Origin of the sequence: Nonomuraea jabiensis (genome assembly GCF_014204795.1) — a bacterium.
In the GTDB taxonomy this organism is placed as follows: domain Bacteria; phylum Actinomycetota; class Actinomycetes; order Streptosporangiales; family Streptosporangiaceae; genus Nonomuraea; species Nonomuraea jabiensis.
This window is the reverse complement of the sequence record NZ_JACHMB010000001.1, coordinates 8,509,660-8,528,358: the sequence shown is the minus strand read 5'-3', so window position 1 is coordinate 8,528,358 and position 18,699 is coordinate 8,509,660. Positions and strand designations below refer to the sequence as shown.

15 protein-coding genes are annotated in these 18,699 nt (G+C 71.2%); 6 read left to right on the top strand and 9 right to left on the bottom strand.

Annotated features, from left to right (window positions below):
• Positions 1–9: 9 nt before the first annotated feature.
• A complete protein-coding gene (locus HD596_RS38890; protein ID WP_185074452.1) occupies positions 10–855 on the bottom strand; it encodes a shikimate dehydrogenase in 846 nt (281 codons plus the stop codon).
• Between the two features lie 111 nt (positions 856–966).
• Positions 967–1,548, bottom strand: a complete 582-nt coding sequence (locus HD596_RS38885) for a TetR/AcrR family transcriptional regulator (RefSeq protein ID WP_185074451.1) — start codon at positions 1,546–1,548, stop codon at positions 967–969.
• Positions 1,549–1,652: 104 nt separating this feature from the next.
• Between HD596_RS38885 and HD596_RS38880 the strand changes: the two genes are divergently transcribed.
• Positions 1,653–3,227: an MDR family MFS transporter gene (locus HD596_RS38880; RefSeq protein ID WP_185074450.1), complete on the top strand. Its 1,575-nt coding sequence runs from the start codon at positions 1,653–1,655 to the stop codon at positions 3,225–3,227.
• Between the two features lie 123 nt (positions 3,228–3,350).
• Complete coding sequence (locus HD596_RS38875; protein WP_185074449.1) at positions 3,351–4,253, top strand: hypothetical protein; 903 nt, start codon at positions 3,351–3,353, stop codon at positions 4,251–4,253.
• Positions 4,254–4,261: 8 nt separating this feature from the next.
• On the opposite strand, the gene HD596_RS38870 is transcribed toward HD596_RS38875, so the two are convergent.
• The 3 genes from HD596_RS38870 to kstD all read right to left on the bottom strand — a co-directional run bounded on the left by HD596_RS38870 (position 4,262) and on the right by kstD (position 8,831).
• On the bottom strand, positions 4,262–6,100 hold the full coding sequence (locus HD596_RS38870) for a serine hydrolase domain-containing protein (protein ID WP_185074448.1): 1,839 nt from the start codon (positions 6,098–6,100) through the stop codon (positions 4,262–4,264).
• Between the two features lie 71 nt (positions 6,101–6,171).
• On the bottom strand, positions 6,172–7,032 hold the full coding sequence (locus HD596_RS38865; RefSeq protein WP_185074447.1) for an LLM class flavin-dependent oxidoreductase: 861 nt from the start codon (positions 7,030–7,032) through the stop codon (positions 6,172–6,174).
• Between the two features lie 41 nt (positions 7,033–7,073).
• Positions 7,074–8,831 carry a 3-oxosteroid 1-dehydrogenase gene (kstD, locus tag HD596_RS38860; protein WP_185074446.1) on the bottom strand — a complete coding sequence of 586 codons (1,758 nt, stop codon included), beginning with the start codon at positions 8,829–8,831 and terminating at the stop codon, positions 7,074–7,076.
• 104 nt (positions 8,832–8,935) lie between these two features.
• Here kstD and HD596_RS38855 point away from each other — a divergent pair, with 104 nt between their 5' ends.
• Positions 8,936–10,186: an alpha/beta hydrolase gene (locus HD596_RS38855; RefSeq protein ID WP_185074445.1), complete on the top strand. Its 1,251-nt coding sequence runs from the start codon at positions 8,936–8,938 to the stop codon at positions 10,184–10,186.
• Positions 10,187–10,213: 27 nt separating this feature from the next.
• On the opposite strand, the gene HD596_RS38850 is transcribed toward HD596_RS38855, so the two are convergent.
• Both HD596_RS38850 and HD596_RS38845 read right to left on the bottom strand, forming a co-directional pair.
• Positions 10,214–11,410: a cytochrome P450 gene (locus HD596_RS38850; protein ID WP_185074444.1), complete on the bottom strand. Its 1,197-nt coding sequence runs from the start codon at positions 11,408–11,410 to the stop codon at positions 10,214–10,216.
• Between the two features lie 143 nt (positions 11,411–11,553).
• Positions 11,554–12,426, bottom strand: a complete 873-nt coding sequence (locus tag HD596_RS38845; protein WP_185074443.1) for an alpha/beta fold hydrolase — start codon at positions 12,424–12,426, stop codon at positions 11,554–11,556.
• Between the two features lie 441 nt (positions 12,427–12,867).
• Between HD596_RS38845 and HD596_RS38840 the strand changes: the two genes are divergently transcribed.
• On the top strand, positions 12,868–14,931 hold the full coding sequence (locus HD596_RS38840) for an AfsR/SARP family transcriptional regulator (RefSeq protein ID WP_185074442.1): 2,064 nt from the start codon (positions 12,868–12,870) through the stop codon (positions 14,929–14,931).
• Between the two features lie 15 nt (positions 14,932–14,946).
• Here HD596_RS38840 and HD596_RS38835 read toward each other — a convergent pair whose 3' ends face one another.
• Positions 14,947–15,600: a class I SAM-dependent methyltransferase gene (locus tag HD596_RS38835; RefSeq protein WP_185074441.1), complete on the bottom strand. Its 654-nt coding sequence runs from the start codon at positions 15,598–15,600 to the stop codon at positions 14,947–14,949.
• A gap of 764 nt (positions 15,601–16,364) precedes the next feature.
• Between HD596_RS38835 and HD596_RS38830 the strand changes: the two genes are divergently transcribed.
• Positions 16,365–17,312 carry a helix-turn-helix domain-containing protein gene (locus HD596_RS38830; protein WP_185074440.1) on the top strand — a complete coding sequence of 316 codons (948 nt, stop codon included), beginning with the start codon at positions 16,365–16,367 and terminating at the stop codon, positions 17,310–17,312.
• Between the two features lie 437 nt (positions 17,313–17,749).
• On the opposite strand, the gene HD596_RS38825 is transcribed toward HD596_RS38830, so the two are convergent.
• Positions 17,750–18,313, bottom strand: a complete 564-nt coding sequence (locus tag HD596_RS38825) for a hypothetical protein (protein ID WP_185074439.1) — start codon at positions 18,311–18,313, stop codon at positions 17,750–17,752.
• On the opposite strand from HD596_RS38825, the gene HD596_RS38820 reads away from it, so the two are divergent.
• The gene (locus HD596_RS38820; protein WP_185074438.1) at positions 18,294–18,458 is read left to right on the top strand and encodes a hypothetical protein; all 165 of its coding nucleotides are present in this window, start codon (positions 18,294–18,296) and stop codon (positions 18,456–18,458) included. The two genes, HD596_RS38825 and HD596_RS38820, sit on opposite strands and share 20 nt — an antisense overlap.
• Positions 18,459–18,699: the final 241 nt, after the last annotated feature.

Here is an 18,699-nt window from a genome sequence, read left to right as displayed (position 1 = left end):
GACTTCTCCTCAGACGGTCACCAGGTCGGTCAGGTGGGCGAGCATGCGCTCGGTGTCGGGCTCGCTGCCGGTGAACAGGCGGAAGGCGTGCGCGGCCTGGAAGACGACCATGCCGCCGCCGTCCAGCGTCCGGCAGCCCGCCGCCCGGGCCTGCTTGAGCAGCTCCGTCTCCAGCGGCCGGTACACGATGTCGGCCACCCACAGGCCGGGGCGCAGCAGCGCCGCGGGCAGCGGCAGCCCCGGGTGGTGGGCCATGCCGGTCGGCGTGGCGTGCGCCAGCCCGTCGGCTTCGGCGAGCAGTCCGGGCAGCTCGTCGCGGGTGGCAGCGCGGGCCCGGCCGGCGCCGAAGCGGGAGCTCAGCTCCGCCGCCAGCCGCACCGCCCGGCCGTGATCGGCGTCGACGAGGGTGACCCGGTCGGCGCCCAGGGTGAGCAGCGCGTGCCCGACCGCCGCCCCCGCGCCGCCCGCGCCGAGCTGCACGACCCGGCGGGTGGGCGCGTCGGGCAGGCCGCGGGCGAACGACTCGGCGAACCCCGTCCAGTCGGTGTTGTGCCCGATGGCGCGCTCGCCGTCGAACACGACGGTGTTGACGGCGCCGAGCATGCGGGCGTCCGGCGACAGGTCGTCCAGGTGCGGGATGACGCTCTGCTTGCACGGGTGGGTGATGTTGAGCCCGTCGTAGCCGAGGCGGCGGGCGGTGCGTACCAGCTCCCCCACGTCGAGCCCGAGCACGTCCGTGTCGAGCAGGCGGTAGACGTAGTGCAGCCCGTGGTGGACGGCCTCCCGCTCGTGCAGCGGCGGGCTGAGCGAGGGGCCGATGCCCGAGCCGACCAGCCCGGTCAGGAACGAGGCCATCAGTTCTTCCTCTCCGGCGGATGGGACAGGTGCGTGGACGCCTCCTAATGTACGTACTAGTGAGTTAGCTGGCTACACGAGGGTCGCCACCGGCCCTTACCCGGCCCGGGGTCAGGCGAACGGCTGGGCCATCTGGTCCAGCACCTCTTCGGTGATCTCCCGCATCGTCCGGGTCTCGTCGTCGAGCCACTTCTGCGTGGCGATGCGCATCGCGACCAGGAAGGCGGCGGCGATCACCGCGGGTCCGACGCCCCCGGCCTGCTCACGCCCGGCCACCGCCTCGCCCAGCTCCCGCTCCAGCCGCATCCGGCTGGTCAGCTGCCTGGCCAGCAGCGAGGGGTGGCGCATGACGAGCCTCGTACGCACCTGCCACTCCCGGTCGGAGGCGACGGTCTCGACCTCGAAGATGTCGAGCGCGCTGCGCAGCGCCTGCCAGGCCGACAGCTCGGGCGGCTGCTCGCGCACCCGCCGCACCAGCTCGAGGAGGCGCTGCTCGTCGCCGTAGAGCAGCGCCTCCTCCTTGCCGTCGAAGTAGTTGGAGAACGTACGCCGCGAGATGTTGGCGGCGTCGGCGATGGCCTCGACCGTGACGTTGTCCAGGCCATGCTCGATCGCCAGCCGCAGCGTGGCCTCGTGCACCGCCCTGCGGGTCTCGGCCTTCTTGCGCTCGCGCAAGCCCATTGTGCTGTCCATGACGCAGGCAAGCTTACCCGGCGGGAATAGATGCCCAGTGCGCAAAGTTTCCCATTGAGCATGTATGGTGTCCCGGTCCCACGTACACATTTGGAGGTTCGCGCATGAGCGCACAGACGGCAGCGCCGTCGCCGGCGGCGGAGCCGATGGCCCACCGCCAGGTTCTGGAGGCCCTCAGCGGCCTGTTGCTCGTCCTGTTCGTCGCGATGATCAGCGGCACGGTCGTCTCGGTCGCGCTCCCCCAGATCATCGGCGCGCTCGACGGCAGCCAGTCGCAGTACACGTGGGTGGTCACGGCCTCCCTGCTGGCCTCGACCGCCTCGACCCCCATCTGGGGCAAGCTGGCCGACCTGTTCAACAAGAAGCTGCTCCTGCAGATCTCCATCGTGATCTTCATGGTCAGCTCGCTGGCCTGCGGCTTCGCCCAGAACACCGGGCAGCTCATCACCTTCCGCGCGATCCAGGGCCTGGGCATGGGCGCCCTGCAGATCCTCACCCAGGTGATCATCGCCGCGATGATCACTCCCAAGGAGCGCGGCCGCTACAACGGCTACCTCGGCGCGGTCATGGCCGTGGCCACCGTCGGCGGCCCGCTGCTCGGCGGCCTCATCGCCGACACCTCCTGGCTGGGCTGGCGCTGGTGCTTCTTCATCGCCGTGCCGTTCACCGTCGTCGCCTTCGCGCTGCTGACCAAGACCCTGCGCGTGCAGACCGTACGGCGCTCGGACGTGAGCATCGACTACTGGGGCGCCACCCTCATCGCCGCCGGCGTCAGCGCCCTGCTCATCTGGGTCACCTTCGTCGGCAACGAGTTCGACTGGCTGTCCTGGCAGACCGCGGCCATGGCGGGCGGCGGCGTCCTCCTGCTCGCCCTGGCCACCTGGGTCGAGTCCCGGGTCACCGAGCCGGTCGTGCCGCTGCACGTCATCAGCAGGCGCACCCCCGCTCTGGCCATCCTGGCCAGCCTCGCGGTCGGCATGGCGATGTTCGGCGGCTCGGTCTTCCTGGGCCAGTACTTCCAGATCGGGCGCGGGTACGGCCCGACCGCCGCGGGCCTGCTGACCATCCCGATGATGGCCGGCGTGCTGCTCTCCTCGACGATCAGCGGCCGGATGGTCTCCAGGAGCGGCCAGACCAAGCCGTACATCCTGGCCGGCCTGGTCGTCCTGACGCTGGGCTTCGCCGGGCTGGCCACGATCGACCACCAGACCTCCATGGTGCTGATCTCGGCGTACATGCTGGCCGTGGGCGTCGGCGTGGGCATGTCGATGCAGAACCTCGTCCTCGTCATCCAGAACACCGTCCACCTGCGCGAGATCGGCGCGGCCAGCGGCGCGATCACCTTCTTCCGCTCGCTCGGCGGCACCGTCGGCGTGTCGGTGCTCGGCGCCGTCCTGGCCAACCGGGTGGCGTCCAACATCGCCGAGGGCCTGGCCAAGGCCGGCATCCCGGCGGGCGGTCAGGCGGCGGGCGGCAGCCTCAACCTCGCCGCGCTGCCCGAGCCGATCAAGGTGATCGTCAGGTCCGCGTACGGCGACGCCACCGGCCACATCTTCCTCATCTCGGCCGCCATCGCCGTCGTCGGCCTCGTGGCCGCGGCGTTCCTCAAGCCGGCCAGGCTGCGTGACAGCCTGGACCTGCCCGAGCCCGCCAAGGAGCAGGCCCCGGCGAACGCCTGACCTGCGGTTCCGCGGCAATTGTTCGCCAGTTCACGGTCATCCGCGGGTTGCTCCGGAGTGGGGCGGATCCCGGCGCGGTAAGAGGAGGTCGGCGAGGATCGAGGGGAGGGTCCAGTGGCGGATGTGGGCGACGACGACAGGCTCGGCCAGGACATCACCAGGGTGGGTCGCATAATCGCCCAGATCGTCGGGCCGACCACCTTCATCGGGTCGCTCCTGATGTATATCGGGAATATCCGCCTCAACACCATGTACACGGAGCTCGGGGTCAACACCAGCATGCTGAGCTTCACCTTCCAGGAGTACGTGATTCGTAGCATCCCGGTGGCTGACGAGCCACTGGCGGTGGCCCTCATGGTGCTCCTGGCGGCGCCCTTGGTGCACGGGATACTGATCCGGTTCACCGCCTGGCATCGCACCGCTCTGATGCGGACCGTCTGGGTCCTCGTCACGCTCGGAGCCGTCAGCCTCGTAGTGGCCTTGGTGGCCATTGCGGATCATTGGCCCAGATCTTTGAATCCGCCCCCCTTCGCCAAGCCCTTCTTCCTGAGCCTCGGCGCGATCTTGCTGGTCTACAGCCTTTACCTGTACACCAGGCTCAGCTCCGGCCTGGTGATTTCCTCCGCGGGTCAGATCGTCCAGCGCACCGCCCTCGTGGCCCTCTTGCTGCTCCCGACGCTCTGGTACATGGACGACCGCGCACGGACAATAGGAAGGGCGGAGGCCAAGGAGATCCGGGAACACCCGGAACAAAGACTGGTGGCCGTGGTGGTCTACGCGTCACAGCGGCTGAATCTGTATGCCCCGGGAATCAAGGAGGCCTCGCTCAAGGACCCGAATGCGGAGTTCCCCTACCAGTACACCGGCCTGCGCCTCCTGATCGAGTCCAACCAGCAGTATTTCGTCGTGCCCTACTGCTGGGGCACCGCCCCCGAAGCCCGGGCCATCGCCCTTCCGGCCGACGGGTCGATCAGGCTTGAGACCTTGAACGTCCCGAGGAAGCAGTCCTGCCCCAAGGGTCGCTGAGGACCGCGTCAGGCCCAGCCGTAGACCGAGCGGACCGCGGCGGCGATCTCGTTGACCAGGCTCATGTTGTTGCCGTTGGCCAGGATCGCGTACCCCGCGCCCAGCTCCGGATAACCCTTGAACACGGACTTGAAACCGTAGTTGGACCCGTCGTGGGTGTAGGAGAAGTTCTTCGTCCCCGAGCCGGCGATGAAGAACCCCCGCCCCATGGTGGGCTCGGGCCCCGCGGTGAGCAGCGTGCGGACCGAGGTCCTGGTGAGCGGCCCGGCGATGTCGCCGGAGGCGGTCCACGCCTTGTTGAGGTAGCACACCATGCGGCACAGGTCGAGGACGTTCGTGTAGAGGCCGGCGGCGGCCGACTCCGGGTAGCGGTTGCGCTTGCCGGGGATCACCGTGCCGGTGGCGGTGTGGCCGGCGGCCAGCTCGAAGCCGGGCGAGAGCGCGTAGGAGCTGTTCTTCATGCCGAGCGGCCCGAACACCTCCTTGTCCATGTACGCCGCCAGCGACAGGCCGCTCTTCTGCTCCACCATCCGCTGCAGCAGCACGTACCCGGCGCCCGAGTAGTGGAACTCGGCCCCGGGGGCCGTGGTGAGCTCGATCTTCGGGGAGTTGCCCGCGCCGTTCATGACCTGCAGCAGCGAGGGCACGGTCGCGCCGGGGCCGTAGCCGGCGAAGCCGCCGCCGCCGGCGTCGAAGCCGGTGCAGGCGTCGGCCGGGGAGGTGGAGCCGCGGCCGATGACGCCGGCCCGGTGCGTGAGCACGCGGTCGATGGTCGGCACCGCCGTCGAGGTGACGCAGGAGCGCAGCGGCAGGGTCCAGCCCAGGTGGGGCCGGATGTCGCCGGTCAGGGGCTGCTTGAGCGTCTGTGTCAGGCGCATGACGCCGACCGCGGCCACGGCCTTGCTGATGGAGGCGGCCTGGAAGGCGGTCTCGGGGTGCGCGGCGGCGCCGCTGCCGGCCTCCAGCCAGCCGTACCCGGTGGACCAGGCGATCTTGTTGCCGACCACCACCGCGACGGCCACCCCGGGCGTCTTCCACGCGTTCATCCGCTGCCAGATGGTCGCGCCGCCCACCGCGTTCTCGACCTGCCACACCCGGTCGGCGGGCAGCGCCGGCACCTTGCCGCGCGTGCTCGCCACCCAGCCGCCGGCCGCGGAGAAGGCGACGTTGTGCAGCTGCCAGCCGCCGGCGGCCAGCTCGTTCAGCTTCTTGAAGCAGGCGTCGTCGATGGCGCGCGCGTGGAACTCGTCCTGCGCGACGGCCACCCACCCGCCGCCCTTGGGGAAGGCGACGCGGGTCAGGCGGCGCCCGCCCTGCGTCAGGTTGCGCATCATCTGGTAGCACTCGTCGTCGACGCCCCGGGCGTAGAAGCCCGTGGTGTCGGCCACCACCCAGCGGTCGCCGCCGCCCGGCGGGAACGCGACGTGCACGACCTGCCGGCCGGCGGTGTAGGAGTCGCTGACGCGCTGGTGGCACGCCTGCGGCAGGCCGCGGGCCGCCATCCCCTTGTCGCTCGTGATCACCCAGCGGTCGCCGCCCTCCGGCGGGAAGGCCACGCAGTGGATCTTCGCGCCGGCTTTGACCATCTTGCCGAGCTCGGCGAAACACGCGTCGGGCACGCCACGGGCGAAATAGCGGCCGTCCTGGGTGACGATCACCCAGCCGCCGGACGGCGTGAACGCAACGGTGGTGACGCCGTACGGCGTCAGCTCCCCCATCTTGGCATGCAGCTCATCCGGAACGCCCGCGTCGCCGAACGGGTAGCTCGCCGCCAGCGCCGGCCGGGCGAGGTCCACGGCGGCCAGGCCCGCGGCGCCGGTCAGGGTGAGGAAATGTCTGCGGTCCAAGGGGGAAACTCCTCAGGGGCAATGGTGACAAAGTGCGTTTGAATCATGGCAGACCGCAGAGAGTCATCGATTCACCGCACGGTGGGCGGGCCCTGCTCGATGCGGCGCAGCACGGGCGCGAGCCGGTCCAGGTCGGCGCCGTCGATCGGCTGGCGCTCGTCCCACCAGGTGGCGCCCGCGTCCATGAGCGGGCCGAGCAGGTCGCGGGCCTGGGCGGCGCCGGTGGGGCTGACGCCGCCGACGACGAGCTCGAAGGGGCCGTCGTCGCGGCGCTGCTCGCGTACGTACGCGGCCAGCTCCCGCACCTGGTCGACGGGCGGGCCGTAGCCGTGCGAGCCCGGCCCGAACAGCGGGACCGCGCCGTCCCAGCGTGCGGCGCGGCGCATCGGCCTGCGGTTGGGCCAGAACCCGGCGACCCAGACCGGCGGGCGGGGGCGCTGTACGGTCGGCGGCAGCAGGGCCACGTCCTCGGCCCGGAAGTGCCGCCCGTGATGGGTGACCGGCTCGCCGCTCCAGTAGCGGGCCAGCAGGTCCAGGCCCTCGTCGAGGCGCTCGGCGAGCACGACCGGGTCGGTGGGCTCGCCGAAGCTGCCGTACTCGTCCTCGATCGGCCCGCCCAGCCCCGCGCCGAAGATCACCCGGCCGCCGCTGAGCGCGTCGAGCGTGGCGACCTGGCGGGCCAGCTGCTGCGGCCGGCGCCGGGCGACCGGGGTGACCAGGGTGCCGAGCCTGATCCGGGTGGTCGCCAGCGCCGCCGCCGTCAGCAGCATCCAGGGGTCGCCGAACGCCCGGCGCCTGCTCTTGACGTGGACGACGTGATCCCAGACGAACAGCGCTTCCCAGCCCGCCTGTTCGGCGGCGACGGCCACCGAGGCGACGGTCCTGGGGTCGGCGAAGTCGCCGAAGTTCGGAATGTTGATCGAGAAGCGCATCCCGCCATGCTGCTGCTCCGCGGCGGGGGACGGCAATCGTTTTAAGGCGTGTCGGCGATGTCGTTGGCGGCCACGTACCCGAAGGTCATGGCGGGGCCGATGGTCGAGCCGGAGCCGGCGTAGCTGTGGCCCATGACGGCTCCGCTGGCGTTGCCGGCGGCGTACAGGCCGGGGATGACCGACCCGTCGGCCCGCAGCACGCGCGCGCGGGCGTCGGTGCGCATCCCGCCCTTGGTGCCGAGGTCCCCTGGGACGATCTTGAACGCGTAGAAGGGCGGCAGCCACAGCGGCGCGAGGCACGGGTTCGGCTTGACCAGCGGGTCGGCGTAGTAGCGGTCGTAGGCGCTGTCGCCGCGGTGGAAGTCGAGGTCCTTGCCGGTCGTGGCGAACCCGTTGAAGCGGTCGATGGTGCCGCGCAGCGCCGCCTGCGGGACGCCGATCTTCTGGGCCAGCTGCTCGATCGTCCACGCCTTGTACGCGGCGCCGCCGGCGAACCATTCGTCGGGCAGCGGCAGCAGCGGCGCGACGTCCCGGAACAGGTACTTGTTGCGGTAGTTCTGGTCGACGATGAGCCAGGCGGGGATGTGCGGCTGGCCCGGGCCGTTGCGGTCGTACATGACGTGGACGACGTCGCTGTAGGGGGCGCCCTCGTTGACGAAGCGCACGCCGTTGCCGTTGACCAGGACGCAGCCCGGCAGGGTGCGCTCGGCCAGGCAGAAGTACGGCTGGCCGGGCAGCGGGATGGCCGGGCCCCACCAGGCGTCGTCCATCAGGTCCAGCGCGGCGCCGACCCGTTCGCCGGCCTCGATGCCGTCGCCGGTGTTCTCCTTGGCGCCGACGGTCCAGCTCGTGCCGATGGGCTGGCGCTGGAACTCCGTGCGCATGGCCGCGCTGTGCTCGAACCCGCCCGAGCCGACGATCACGCCGCGCTTGGCTCTGACCAGGCCGCCGGGCGTGACGACGCCGGTGACGCGGCCGGACTCGACCTTGAGGTCGAGCAGCGGGGTGTTCAGCAGCACCGGCACGCCGGCCGAGAGCAGCCCCGCGCGCAGGCCGGCGGCCAGGGACTGGCCCATGGTCAGCGGTTTCTCGCCGCGCAGCGCGGCCTCGGTGCCGCGCAGCAGGCACGCGGCGCTCACCTCGAGGCCCTTGGGGTTGACGGCGGCCAGCGTCAGCCACTTGTAGTCGGCGCTGTAGACCACCAGGCCCGCTGGGGTCTGGATGTACGGGCCGTTCAGGCGGGCCAGCTCGGCGCCGAGGATGTTGCCGTCGAGCTGGGCGGGCTCGATGGAGCGCCCGTTCGGCATGCCGCCGGGGAACTCCGGATAGTAGTCGGAGTAGCCCTCCATGAACCGGAAGCGCAGCGGGCTGTTGCGCATCACGAACGAGATCATCGCCGGCCCCGCCGACAGGAAGGCCCGCTGCCGCTCGATCGGCACGGTGTCGCCGACGACGCGGGCCAGGTAGGCGGCGGCCTTGGCGGGGGTGTCCTGGACGCCGGCGGCGAGGATGACCTCGTTGCACGGGATCCAGATGCCGGCGCCCGATCGGGCGGCCGAGCCGCCGAACGTCGGGGCCTTCTCCACCACGACGGTGCGCAGCCCGCGTTTGGCCGCCGTCAGTGCCGCGGTCATCCCGGCGGCTCCGGCGCCGACCACCACGACGTCGTACTCGACCTCGGCACGGGCCGGCGCGCTGCCCAGCGCGGCGCCCGCGACCATTGCGCCGCCCGCCACGGCGGCCCCGCGTAACAGGGCGCGCCGGCTCTGGCCCTGGGGGGTGAGGCTGGATTCGACCATGTCGGCAAGCATGCGCTTGGTTGTTTTCACTGTCAATGCGACAGGGTGTTGACGTGACCGCCAAAGCCTGGTGATGATCGGGGCGGTCCCGTAGAGGAGATGCGATGCGACGGTTAGCCGCCGTGCTCCTGTTCGCCGCGGCGCTCGTGGCGCCCGCGACGACGGCGTACGCCGAGACGTGCTCCACCACGCTCCCCCAGCCCAGCGGCCACGGCATCACCTGCCTGCGGGTCGAGCGACATCTCCAGAACGACGGCTCCGAGCTGCGCGACGTCGTCATGACCTCCACGGCGATCTTCCAGGCGGCCGGCGGCACCCCCGCGATCGACCCGCTCGCCCACGAGATCAGCGTGCGCGTCTACCTGCCCCCCGGGTACGACCCCGCCAGGAGCACCCGCTACCGCTCCCTCTACCTCATCAACGGCGGCGGCGACAACTACGACGAGTGGACGACCAAGACCGACCTCGTGTCGCTGATCCGCAACACGCCCGGCCGTCCCTACGACGGCATCGTGGTGATGCCGACCGGTGGCATGACCGGCTGGTACAGCGACTGGGCCGGGCGTACGGACGGATATTTCGCGCCGAAGTGGGAGACGTACCACATCTCCCAGCTCATCCCGTGGATCGACGCCAACTTCAACACCATCGCCAACCGGTCGGGGCGGGGCCTCGCGGGGCTGTCGATGGGCGGGTTCGGCACGCTGAAGTACGCCGCCGCGCACCCCGACGTGTTCTCCGTCATCGGCGCCTTCTCGCCGGGCATCGACCTGCGCGGCAAGCCCGCCCAGCGGACGATCTCCGACTCGATGTGGCAGGCCGGGGCCGCGATCACCCTGCTGGACCTGGGGCCGTACCGGGTCAACAAGTACGACGGCGCGCTGCCCGTGCTCGACCAGCAGCAGCAGCTCGTCTATCGGCTGGACACCCTGTTCGGGCCGCACACCACCAGCGCCTCGGGAGACCTCGACTGGCCCGCCGCCAACCCGGCGGTGCTCGTGACGCAGGGCAAGTACGCGCCCTTCAGCGGCAAGCTGGGCCTGTACGCGGGCGGCTGCCGGTCGCTGCCGCGCGACTCCTCGGGCCAGTACATCCTCGGCGACGGCCACGGCCCGGCACCCGCGGAGTGCGCCTACAGCACCACGTCCCCGGCGAACACCGAGGCCCTCTCGGTGAACGAGGCCATACTCGGGTCGTACGCGAGCGTCTTCGACCAGACCCTGACCGGCCTGGGCGTCGGCCACCGCTACTGCTACGGGACGGGCGGCCACGACTGGAACTCCTGGCCCGCCATGCTGGTCGACTTCCTCCAGTACGCCTACGGCACGGCCCCGCCCCGCTGCCCCAACGCCTGACGCGCCGGGGACCCACGGCGCCCCCGATCACCAGGCCACCATGAAGGAGCGCAGCCCGTACACCACGTTGAAGGCGCGGAACTCGGCCGGCTCCCCCGCCTCCCGCAGCCCTGGGAAGCGCTCGAAGAGGGCGGGGAAGGCGATCTGCATCTCCATCCTGGCCAGCGGCGCGCCCAGGCAGTGGTGCACGCCGTGGCCGAAGGCCACGTGCCCCATGTCGCCGCGGCCGATGTCGAGCCGGTCGGGGTCGGCGATGTAGGCCGGGTCGCGGTTGGCCGCGGGCAGGGCGCACATCACCAGGTCTCCCGCCGCGATCGGCTGCCCGGCCAGCACGGTGTCGGCGGTGGCGACCTTGAACGTGCCCGTGTGGACGATGCTGAGCCAGCGCAGCAGCTCCTCCACGGCGGCGTTGATCCGCTCGGGCTCCCGCCTGAGAAGCTCCAGCTGTTCGGGGTGGCGCAGCAGGGCCAGGGTGCCGATGCCGAGCATGTTGGAGGTGGTCTCGTGGCCGGCCAGCAGGAGCAGCGTGGCGATGCCGGCCAGCTCGTCGGTGCTCAGGTCGTCGCCGTGCTCGCGTACGAGCATGCCGAGCAGGTCCTCGCCCGGCTCGGCCCGGGTGCGGGCGACCAGCTCGGCCATGTAGGCCCGCGACTCGAGCTGGGCGGCGGCCCGCTCCTGCACGGGCAGCGAGACGTCGAGCATCTTCCCGGAACGGCGCTGGAAGTCGCCCCGGTCGGCGTACGGGACGCCGAGCAGCTCGCAGATCACCAGCGACGGGACCGGCAGGGCGAAGGCCGAGACCAGGTCGGCGGGCGGCCCGGCGGCCTCCATGGCGTCGAGGTGCTCGGTGACGATGTCCCGGATGCGCGGCTCCAGGCGGCGCATCCGGCGCATGGTGAACTCGGGCGTCAGCATCCGGCGCAGCCGGGTGTGCTCGGGAGGGTCGAAGGCGAGCAGGTTGCCCGCCCGCAGCCGCTCGATCTCCTCGGGGCTCACCGCCGGCATGCCCGGGGCCCTGAAGACGTTGCGCTGGGCGTTGCTGAAGCGCCCGGAGTCCCCGAGGACCTCCCTGACGTCCGCGAAGCGGCTGACCATCCAGATGTCGAGGCCGAACGGGGTCTTCTCCCGCCGGACGCCGTCCTTGTCCCGCGCCACCGCGACCTCGGGATCGGGGTCGAACGCGTTGCGGCGCATGTACAGGGGCAGGGTTACAGGCTCGCTCATGCCAGCTCCTCAGGGGATCGACCGTGGCCTGAAAACGATAGAAGTCTATCGATTTCAGGCCCGGAGCAGGGCCGACCTCCACGGCAGGGTGTTGTAGTCACCTCCGGCGTTCGAGTCCTTGCCCTGGCCGGTCCAGCCGGGTCTCAGCGAGCCAGCAGCTCCCGCAGTACCTTGGCGACCTCGGCGGGCGCCTCCTCCGCCATGAAGTGGCCGTGGCCGACGGTGAGGTGCCGCAGCCGTGGCGCCCACGCCCGCCACAGCGCCGCCGCGTCGTAGCCGAGGGCGGCGCCCCAGTCCTGCTGCAGCACCGTCACCGGCATCTCCAGGCGCCTGCCCGCCTCGCGGTCGGCCCGGTCGTGGTCGGCGTCGATACCGGCCGAGGCGCGGTAGTCGGCCACGATCGAGGGGATCGCCTCGCGGCAGGCCTCCAGGTACGCGGCACGTACCTCGGCGGGGATCGCCCCCGCGTCGCCCGTCCAGCCGTCGAGGAAGTGGCCGAAGAACACGTCCGGACTGGCCGCGATCATCGCCTCCGGCAGCCCGGGCGGCTGCGCCATCAGGTAGAGGTGGAAGCCGACCGCCGCCGACGCCCCGCGCATCACGTCCCACATGTCCACGGTCGGCAGCACGTCCAGGCAGGCCAGGTGGCTGATCGCCGCCGGGTGGTCGAGCCCGGCGCGGAAGGCCACCAGGGCGCCGCGGTCGTGCCCGGCCAGGGCGAACCGCTCGTGCCCGAACGCGCGGGCCAGCGCCACGACGTCGGCGGCCATGGTGCGCTTGGCGTAGGTGCCGGGCCCGGTCTCGGCGGGTTTGTCGCTGGCGCCGTAACCACGCAGGTCGGGGCAGATGACCATATGGTCGGCGGCCAGGTCGGCGGCGACATGCCGCCACATGAGGTGCGTCTGCGGGAAGCCGTGCAGCAGCACGATCGGGCTGCCCTCCCCCGCGACGGCCGCACTGAGCGACACGCCGTCGGCGACGGGGACGCGGTGATAGGTGAAGCCTTCGATGACCACGATGGCGCTCTCTTTCGGTCAGTTGGTTCCGGTGGGGGCGGGCTCCAGCGTGCCGGGTGTGAATGAGCATCCGATCAGCGCGCTACCGTGGCCTGAGGTCATCTGACCGGCTGCTCTTGCGTGGAGCGGCGCTACCGGTGTGCGGGGCTTGCCGCCTGACGCGGGCTACGCGACCAGGCCGCCGGAACGTCGTCCTCTCTGAGAGGGGTGCGACGCGGCCGTACCCGGATGCGACCCATGACTGGGCCCGCGACCGGGAGCGGGCCACCCGCCTGGCACGGCTGGGCCGAGGCGGCGCGAGCCCGCTCGGGCGCCTGCCCGCTCGACGCCGAGACGCAGCCGGGACGCGGCCGGGACGCAAAGGGCCACCTGCCACAAGCGCGGCCGGTGGCCGACGGATCGGTCCGTCAGCATGACCAGTAGAAGGGGGTGACGGGAGCGGTGCAGGTGAGGTTCGGCGTGCTGGGGCCGGTGGCCGCCTGGGACGGCGCCGGGGACGCGATCGCCTTGAAGGGGCCGCGCCATCGCGCGGTGCTGGCCCGGCTCATCGTCGCCCGCCGGCGCGTCGTACCGGTCGCCCACCTGGTGACGGACCTGTGGGAGGACCCGCCGCCGGACGCGGTGGGCGCGCTGCGCACGTTCGTGGCGGCGCTGCGCCGGGCGCTGGAGCCGCAGCGCCCGCCCAGGTCCCCGGCCCGGCTGCTGGTCACCGAGGGGCCGGGGTACGCGTTGCGCGCCGAGCCGGACGCGGTGGACGCCTGGCGCTTCGAACGGGCGGTGACCACCGCGGGGACGCCCGCGGACGTGCTCCCCCGGGTCGAGGAGGCGCTGGGATGGTGGCGCGGGCCCGCCTACGCCGACTTCTCCGACGAGCCCTGGGCCCGTACCGAACGCTCCCGGCTGACGGAGCTGCGGCTGCACGCCGTCGAACGCCAGGCCGAGGCCCGGCTGGACCTGGGACTGGCCGGGGAAGCGGTCCCCGACCTGGACACGCACGTCGCCGAACATCCTTGGCGGGAGGAGGGCTGGCGGCTGCTTGCTCTGGCGCTGTACCGTACCGGCCGCCAGGGCGACGCGCTCGCGGTGCTGCGCCGGGCACGGGACCTGCTGGTCGAGCACCTGGGCGTGGACCCCGGCCCCGGGCTGAGCCGTCTGGAGGCGGACATCCTCCATCACGCCCCGCACCTCGCCCCCGGCGGTCAGGGCCCGGCGGACACGGTGTGGGCGCGGGCCGCCGCCGCCTACGACCGCAGCGTGCCAACGGGTGCGCGCGCCCGGCTGGAGTCGACGGTGGGGCTGATGCGCGACCTCGCGGTGACGGGTGGCGGCGGCCTGCGGGCGGCCCGCGAACACCGGGTGGCGGCCATCGCGGCGGCCGAGGAACTGGGGGACGTGGAGCTGACGGCCCGCGTCATCGGCGCCTACGACGTACCGGCGATCTGGACCCGCCTCGACGACCCCGACCAGGCGACCCACGTGATCGCAGCCGCCGAACGCACCCTCGCCGCCCTCCCATCGTGCGCACTCCCACCAGGCAAGGCCGCTACCCGGGCGGTCACGCCCCCTGTCCCGGAGCATGCGGCTGCGGCCTCACACGGCGCCGCTGTCACCCCCGCGAACGGCGTGCGTTCCCCGCTGGGGGCACGTGACGCGGTGCGAGCCCGCCTGCTGGCCACCATCGCGCTGGAATCCCGCGGTACGAACTCACCGCGCGGCCCCGCCACCGCAAGGGAGGCGGAGCTGCTCGCCCGCCGCCTGGACGATCCGGGCCTGCTGGCGTTCGCGCTCAACGGCGTCTTCATGCAGACGTTCCACCGTACGGGCCTGGCACCCCACCGGGACGCCATCGGCACCGAGCTGATCGCGCTGTCGGCCCGGCACGGCCTTGCCACCTACGAGGTCCTCGGCCACCTCATCCGCCTCCAAGCCCGCAGCGCGCTCGCGGACTTCGCCGGAGCCGACGCCCACGCGGCCGCCGCCGATCAGCTGGCCGCGCGGCACGAGCTGCCGCTGGTGAGCGTCTTCACCCAGTGGTATCGGGCGCTGCGCCTCGACGCGACCGGCCAGGCCCCGCCGCAGGAGGTCGAGGCGGCCTACCGATCCGCCGCCTCCCGGCTGGACGGCGCCGGCATGCCCGGCCTGGAGCACGGTCTCCTGCCGCTCGTCCTCCTGTGCCTGCGCCTGCGCCACCCCTCACCCGCCTCGGCCGACGACAGCGCCGACTTCGGCCCGTACGAGCCGTGGACGCGCCCGCTGCTCCTCCTCAGGCTCGGACACCGCCGCGAGGCTGCGGCGAAGCTGCGTGACGTACCCGACCCACCGCGCGACCTGCTCTTGGAGGCCATGTGGTGCCTGGTCGCGCGGGCCGCCGCGGCCGTCGGCGACAGGGAGACGATGGCGCGCGCCCGGACCGCGCTCACACCCGCGGCGGCGGAGCTGGCCGGAGCGGGCAGCGGCCTCCTCACCCTGGGCCCGGTCTCCCAGCACCTCGATCTCCTCCGCTGAGTGCTCCCCAAACCCTCAGGCCCCGGCGGGGGCGTCGTAGACCAGGGTGTACCGCCAGAACAGGCGACGCCGGACCCGAGCGCCGGGCAGCTCCCGCGCGGCCGCGGCCCTGATGTCGGCCAGCGTCTCCTGCGCCTCGGCGGTCGGCGCCGTCATGTGCAGGGGCGGCACGTCGGCGCGGGCTGGGTGCTTGACCAGCCCCATGACCGGGTTGGCGACCATGGCGGGCAGGGCGGCGAGCAGATCGGCGGGCCCCGCCTCGCGGTAGCAGCCGACGACCACGAGACGCCCGCCCGGGGCCAGACAGCCGCGCAGTTCCCGCAGCGTGGGCACCAGCGGAAGATGGTGCAGGACGGCGACGAGGGTGACGGCGTCCCAGCGCCGCTGCGGGTCACGCCCGGCGAAATCGGTCTGGACAATGGTGACCGCAGGATCGTCGGCGAAGCGCTCCGCCGCGGCGCGGGCGGTCGCGGGGTCGGGTTCGAGCCCGGTGACGGTAGCGACGCGGCGGCGGAGCAGGGCGGCAAGGTTGCCCGTCCCGCACCCGACGTCAAGAACGTGACCGGCCCCCGACGCGACCACCTGGCCGACGACCCAGCCACCGTAGTGGTCGTTGTGGCTCCACGGATGCCGCTTGTTGAAACGGTCAAGGTGAGACAGCAGCGCCATGACGACCAACCCTAGCGATCATCATTCACGGCCGCGGCCGGCTACCCGCTGCTGACGACCGACGACACCACCCGCCCGACCGAGATCGACACGTTCCTGGACCGGCTTGGCGAGCCGCGACGGATGACCACGATCGGATGAAAATGGATCGAGATCGGCCGCGGACTTCGCTAGCGTCTTACCTCGCTAGTCCCTCACGTCCGTGGGGCCTGGTGCGAGTACGGGTCGAAGTTCGTCGGTTACCACTCACAATGGGGCGGTCGCAGGTTCGAGTCCTGCCCGGGGCAATGTTCCGGTAGCTCAGTTGGGCAGAGCACCTAATACCGGTGAACATCCCATATCCGTGCCTTCTCCGGACCTCACCGGTCCCCTCGTCAGCTTTGCCGGTGGCACGGGTCGAATCTGGTCGGTTACCTGAGGTTCGACTCCTTCCGGCCGCTCTCCCGTGCGGCCGGCGCCCAGATCGGCTGGGCACCCGGCCGGAGTCCCATATCCGTGCCTCCGGCAGAGCGGACGATCAGGGGGGGAGGGCGGGTCGAAGTCGTTCGGTTATCTCCCGGCACCGGCGGTCGCGGGGTTCAAGTCCCCGCTGCGCGGCTCTGGCGCGCAAAGCTCAGCGGTAGAGCTCCGGTCATGATCCGGTCGGCACACCCATATCCGCCCTCCTTCCCACATCCGCCATCCGACCGGTCGGACCTTCGGCGGCCCGGGGTGCTGAGTCCGACCGCCCGGTGGGGCCGCGACCAGGCCGACAGCGGGAGCGAGTGCTGTCCCCCGGCGAGACGGCGCCCTGGGTCCACGCGCCGGGGGACGGCCGGCGGCAGCGCCATGCGGGCGGCGACAACGACGATCGCCGTGCCATCCGCACGAACGACCGAGGCGGTGACCTGGCCGGTCGCACCGCGAAGGAGAGGACGCCCGCTGCCCACCGCACGCCCAAGCTCATCCAGCAGGCCGACCCCGAACTGTTCGAGCTCGCCTGCACCGTGAGCGGCGGCAGCACGGTGACGCAGAACGGCCGGCACACGGACCTCGGCTCGGGGGATCTGGTCCTGGTCGACGCCTCGCGTCCCTACCAGGTCGAGCATGCGGCGCATATTCCGGTGAGCCAGGTGATGCTCCTGCATTTCCCGCGTTCGCTGCTGCCTTTGCCTGCTCGAGACTTGCGGCGCCTCAGTGCCGTGCGCATCCCCGGCACCCAGGCCATCGGTGCGCTGTCGTCACAGTTCCTGCTGCAACTCGCCCGGCACATGCCCGACCTCAGCCCGTCGGAGACCTCCCGGCTGTCCACCCTCACCCTCGATGTGCTGACCCTGGTGCTGGCGAACGCGCTCGACGCCGAGAGCGGGGTGCCACCCCACACCCGGCGGCGCGCGCTGACGGCCCAGATCCACGCCTTCATCCAGAATCACCTGGGCGACCCCCACCTGACCCCGGACGCGATCGCCGCCGCCCATCACATTTCCCTGCGCTATCTGCACAAACTGTTCCAGCAGGAGGGACACACCGTCGCCGGCTGGATCCGCGAACGCCGCCTGGAACAATGTCGGCGCGATCTCGCCGATCCCCGTCTGGCCACCCGCCCGATCAACGCGATCGCAGCCCGGTGGGGATTCACCAGCCATGCGCATTTCAGCCAGGCCTTCCGCAGCGCGTACGGGCTGCCGCCACGCCAATTCCGCGAGCAGTCCGCGACAGTGCACTCAGACTAAAGAGCTGTGCGCTCACCCGTAACGACAGGCCCGACCACAGCCCGCACCCTTGAGCGAAGAAGCCAAAAACCACACAAGGAGCGCAGGTTCGCCTGGCAGGAAGGGCACGATGAAGTTTCTGAGAAAGTTCGCAGTGCTGGCATTGCCAACGGTCGCCGCGGTTGCGCTGGTCGGTCCCGCAAGCGCCGCGCCGAGCACGACACGCCGACGGTGGTGCTCGGGCCGGACGGAACGGTTTCCACCCCGGCTGCCTCCTTGGCCGCCTCGACGCGACGGGTTGTAGTGGCCACCGACCATCCCACAGCGACTTCTTTCGCATCCCGTAGGGTCGGCCTCCGAACGCCAGGGATAGCGCTGCTTTCCGGGCATCCCTCGGTGTTCCTGAACCGCCTCGGCGAGCAGGCGAGCGAGATACGCCGTCGTCGGGAGACTTCTACTTACAGAATCCGGAGATGACCACCCTCCCAGGTGAACTCCAGAAGTGTCCACTCCGGGAAAAAGGATGCGACGCTGAGCACGACAAGCACCCAGAACAGAACCCCGATGACCGGACCGATGTAATCGTCGTCAGCAGTTCTGCCGAGACGAATGACCAAGGGGACGGCGACAGCAAGGCAGGCACCGGCGGCCGAGAGGCCCAGCCAGCCGAGATCGTGGCCCCGATTCAGGTAACCCACCACCTCTCCAACTACGATCAACCCGGCCATGACCCAGGAGCTGACAAACACCCACCGTGGCGGCTGCTTATTGAAGCCCAACGATCGAGGCCTGGGTGACCGCTGCGGCGGATATGCAGCTTCGGGCCAAGAGATGCCTTGCGCCGGCTGCTGTGGATGATTGTGCACCGGTGGATCTGTGGAGTAAGAGGGCGGGGCGAGGTGAGACGGTTGTGTCGCCGTGGTCGTCGGGCCTTTTCGATCTTTGCGGTGGTAGCCCAATGCGTCGTACACAAAGCTGCCTGCGGCAAACATAAGGCCCGCAATGGCGATGAAGGTGGCCACCTACTCAGTTTTCAGCACGCCGCACACGATTGTCACGATTTCACGTACTGATTTCGGCGAAACGTTCCCCGTCCGGCTGCGGCAGCACCGCCAGTTCACCCAGGCGGAGCTCCGGCTCCGCGGCCAGTCCGAGGGCGACAACTGAAGCAGATCACTGACGAACTGCAGGCGGGTTCAACGCCCTGGGCCAGGAACACGGCCACGTCATGCACGAGATTATCCGCATCACCTGGGTCACGGCCGAATGCCGCTTCCACATCGGCGCATTCCCGAACCGGCTCGGCGAGCCGACCATCACGCCCTCCAGCAGGTGATCACGAAGGCACGGGTCGAATCTGGTCGATTGCCACACAGGGAGAGGTTCGACCCCTTCCGACCGCCCTCTC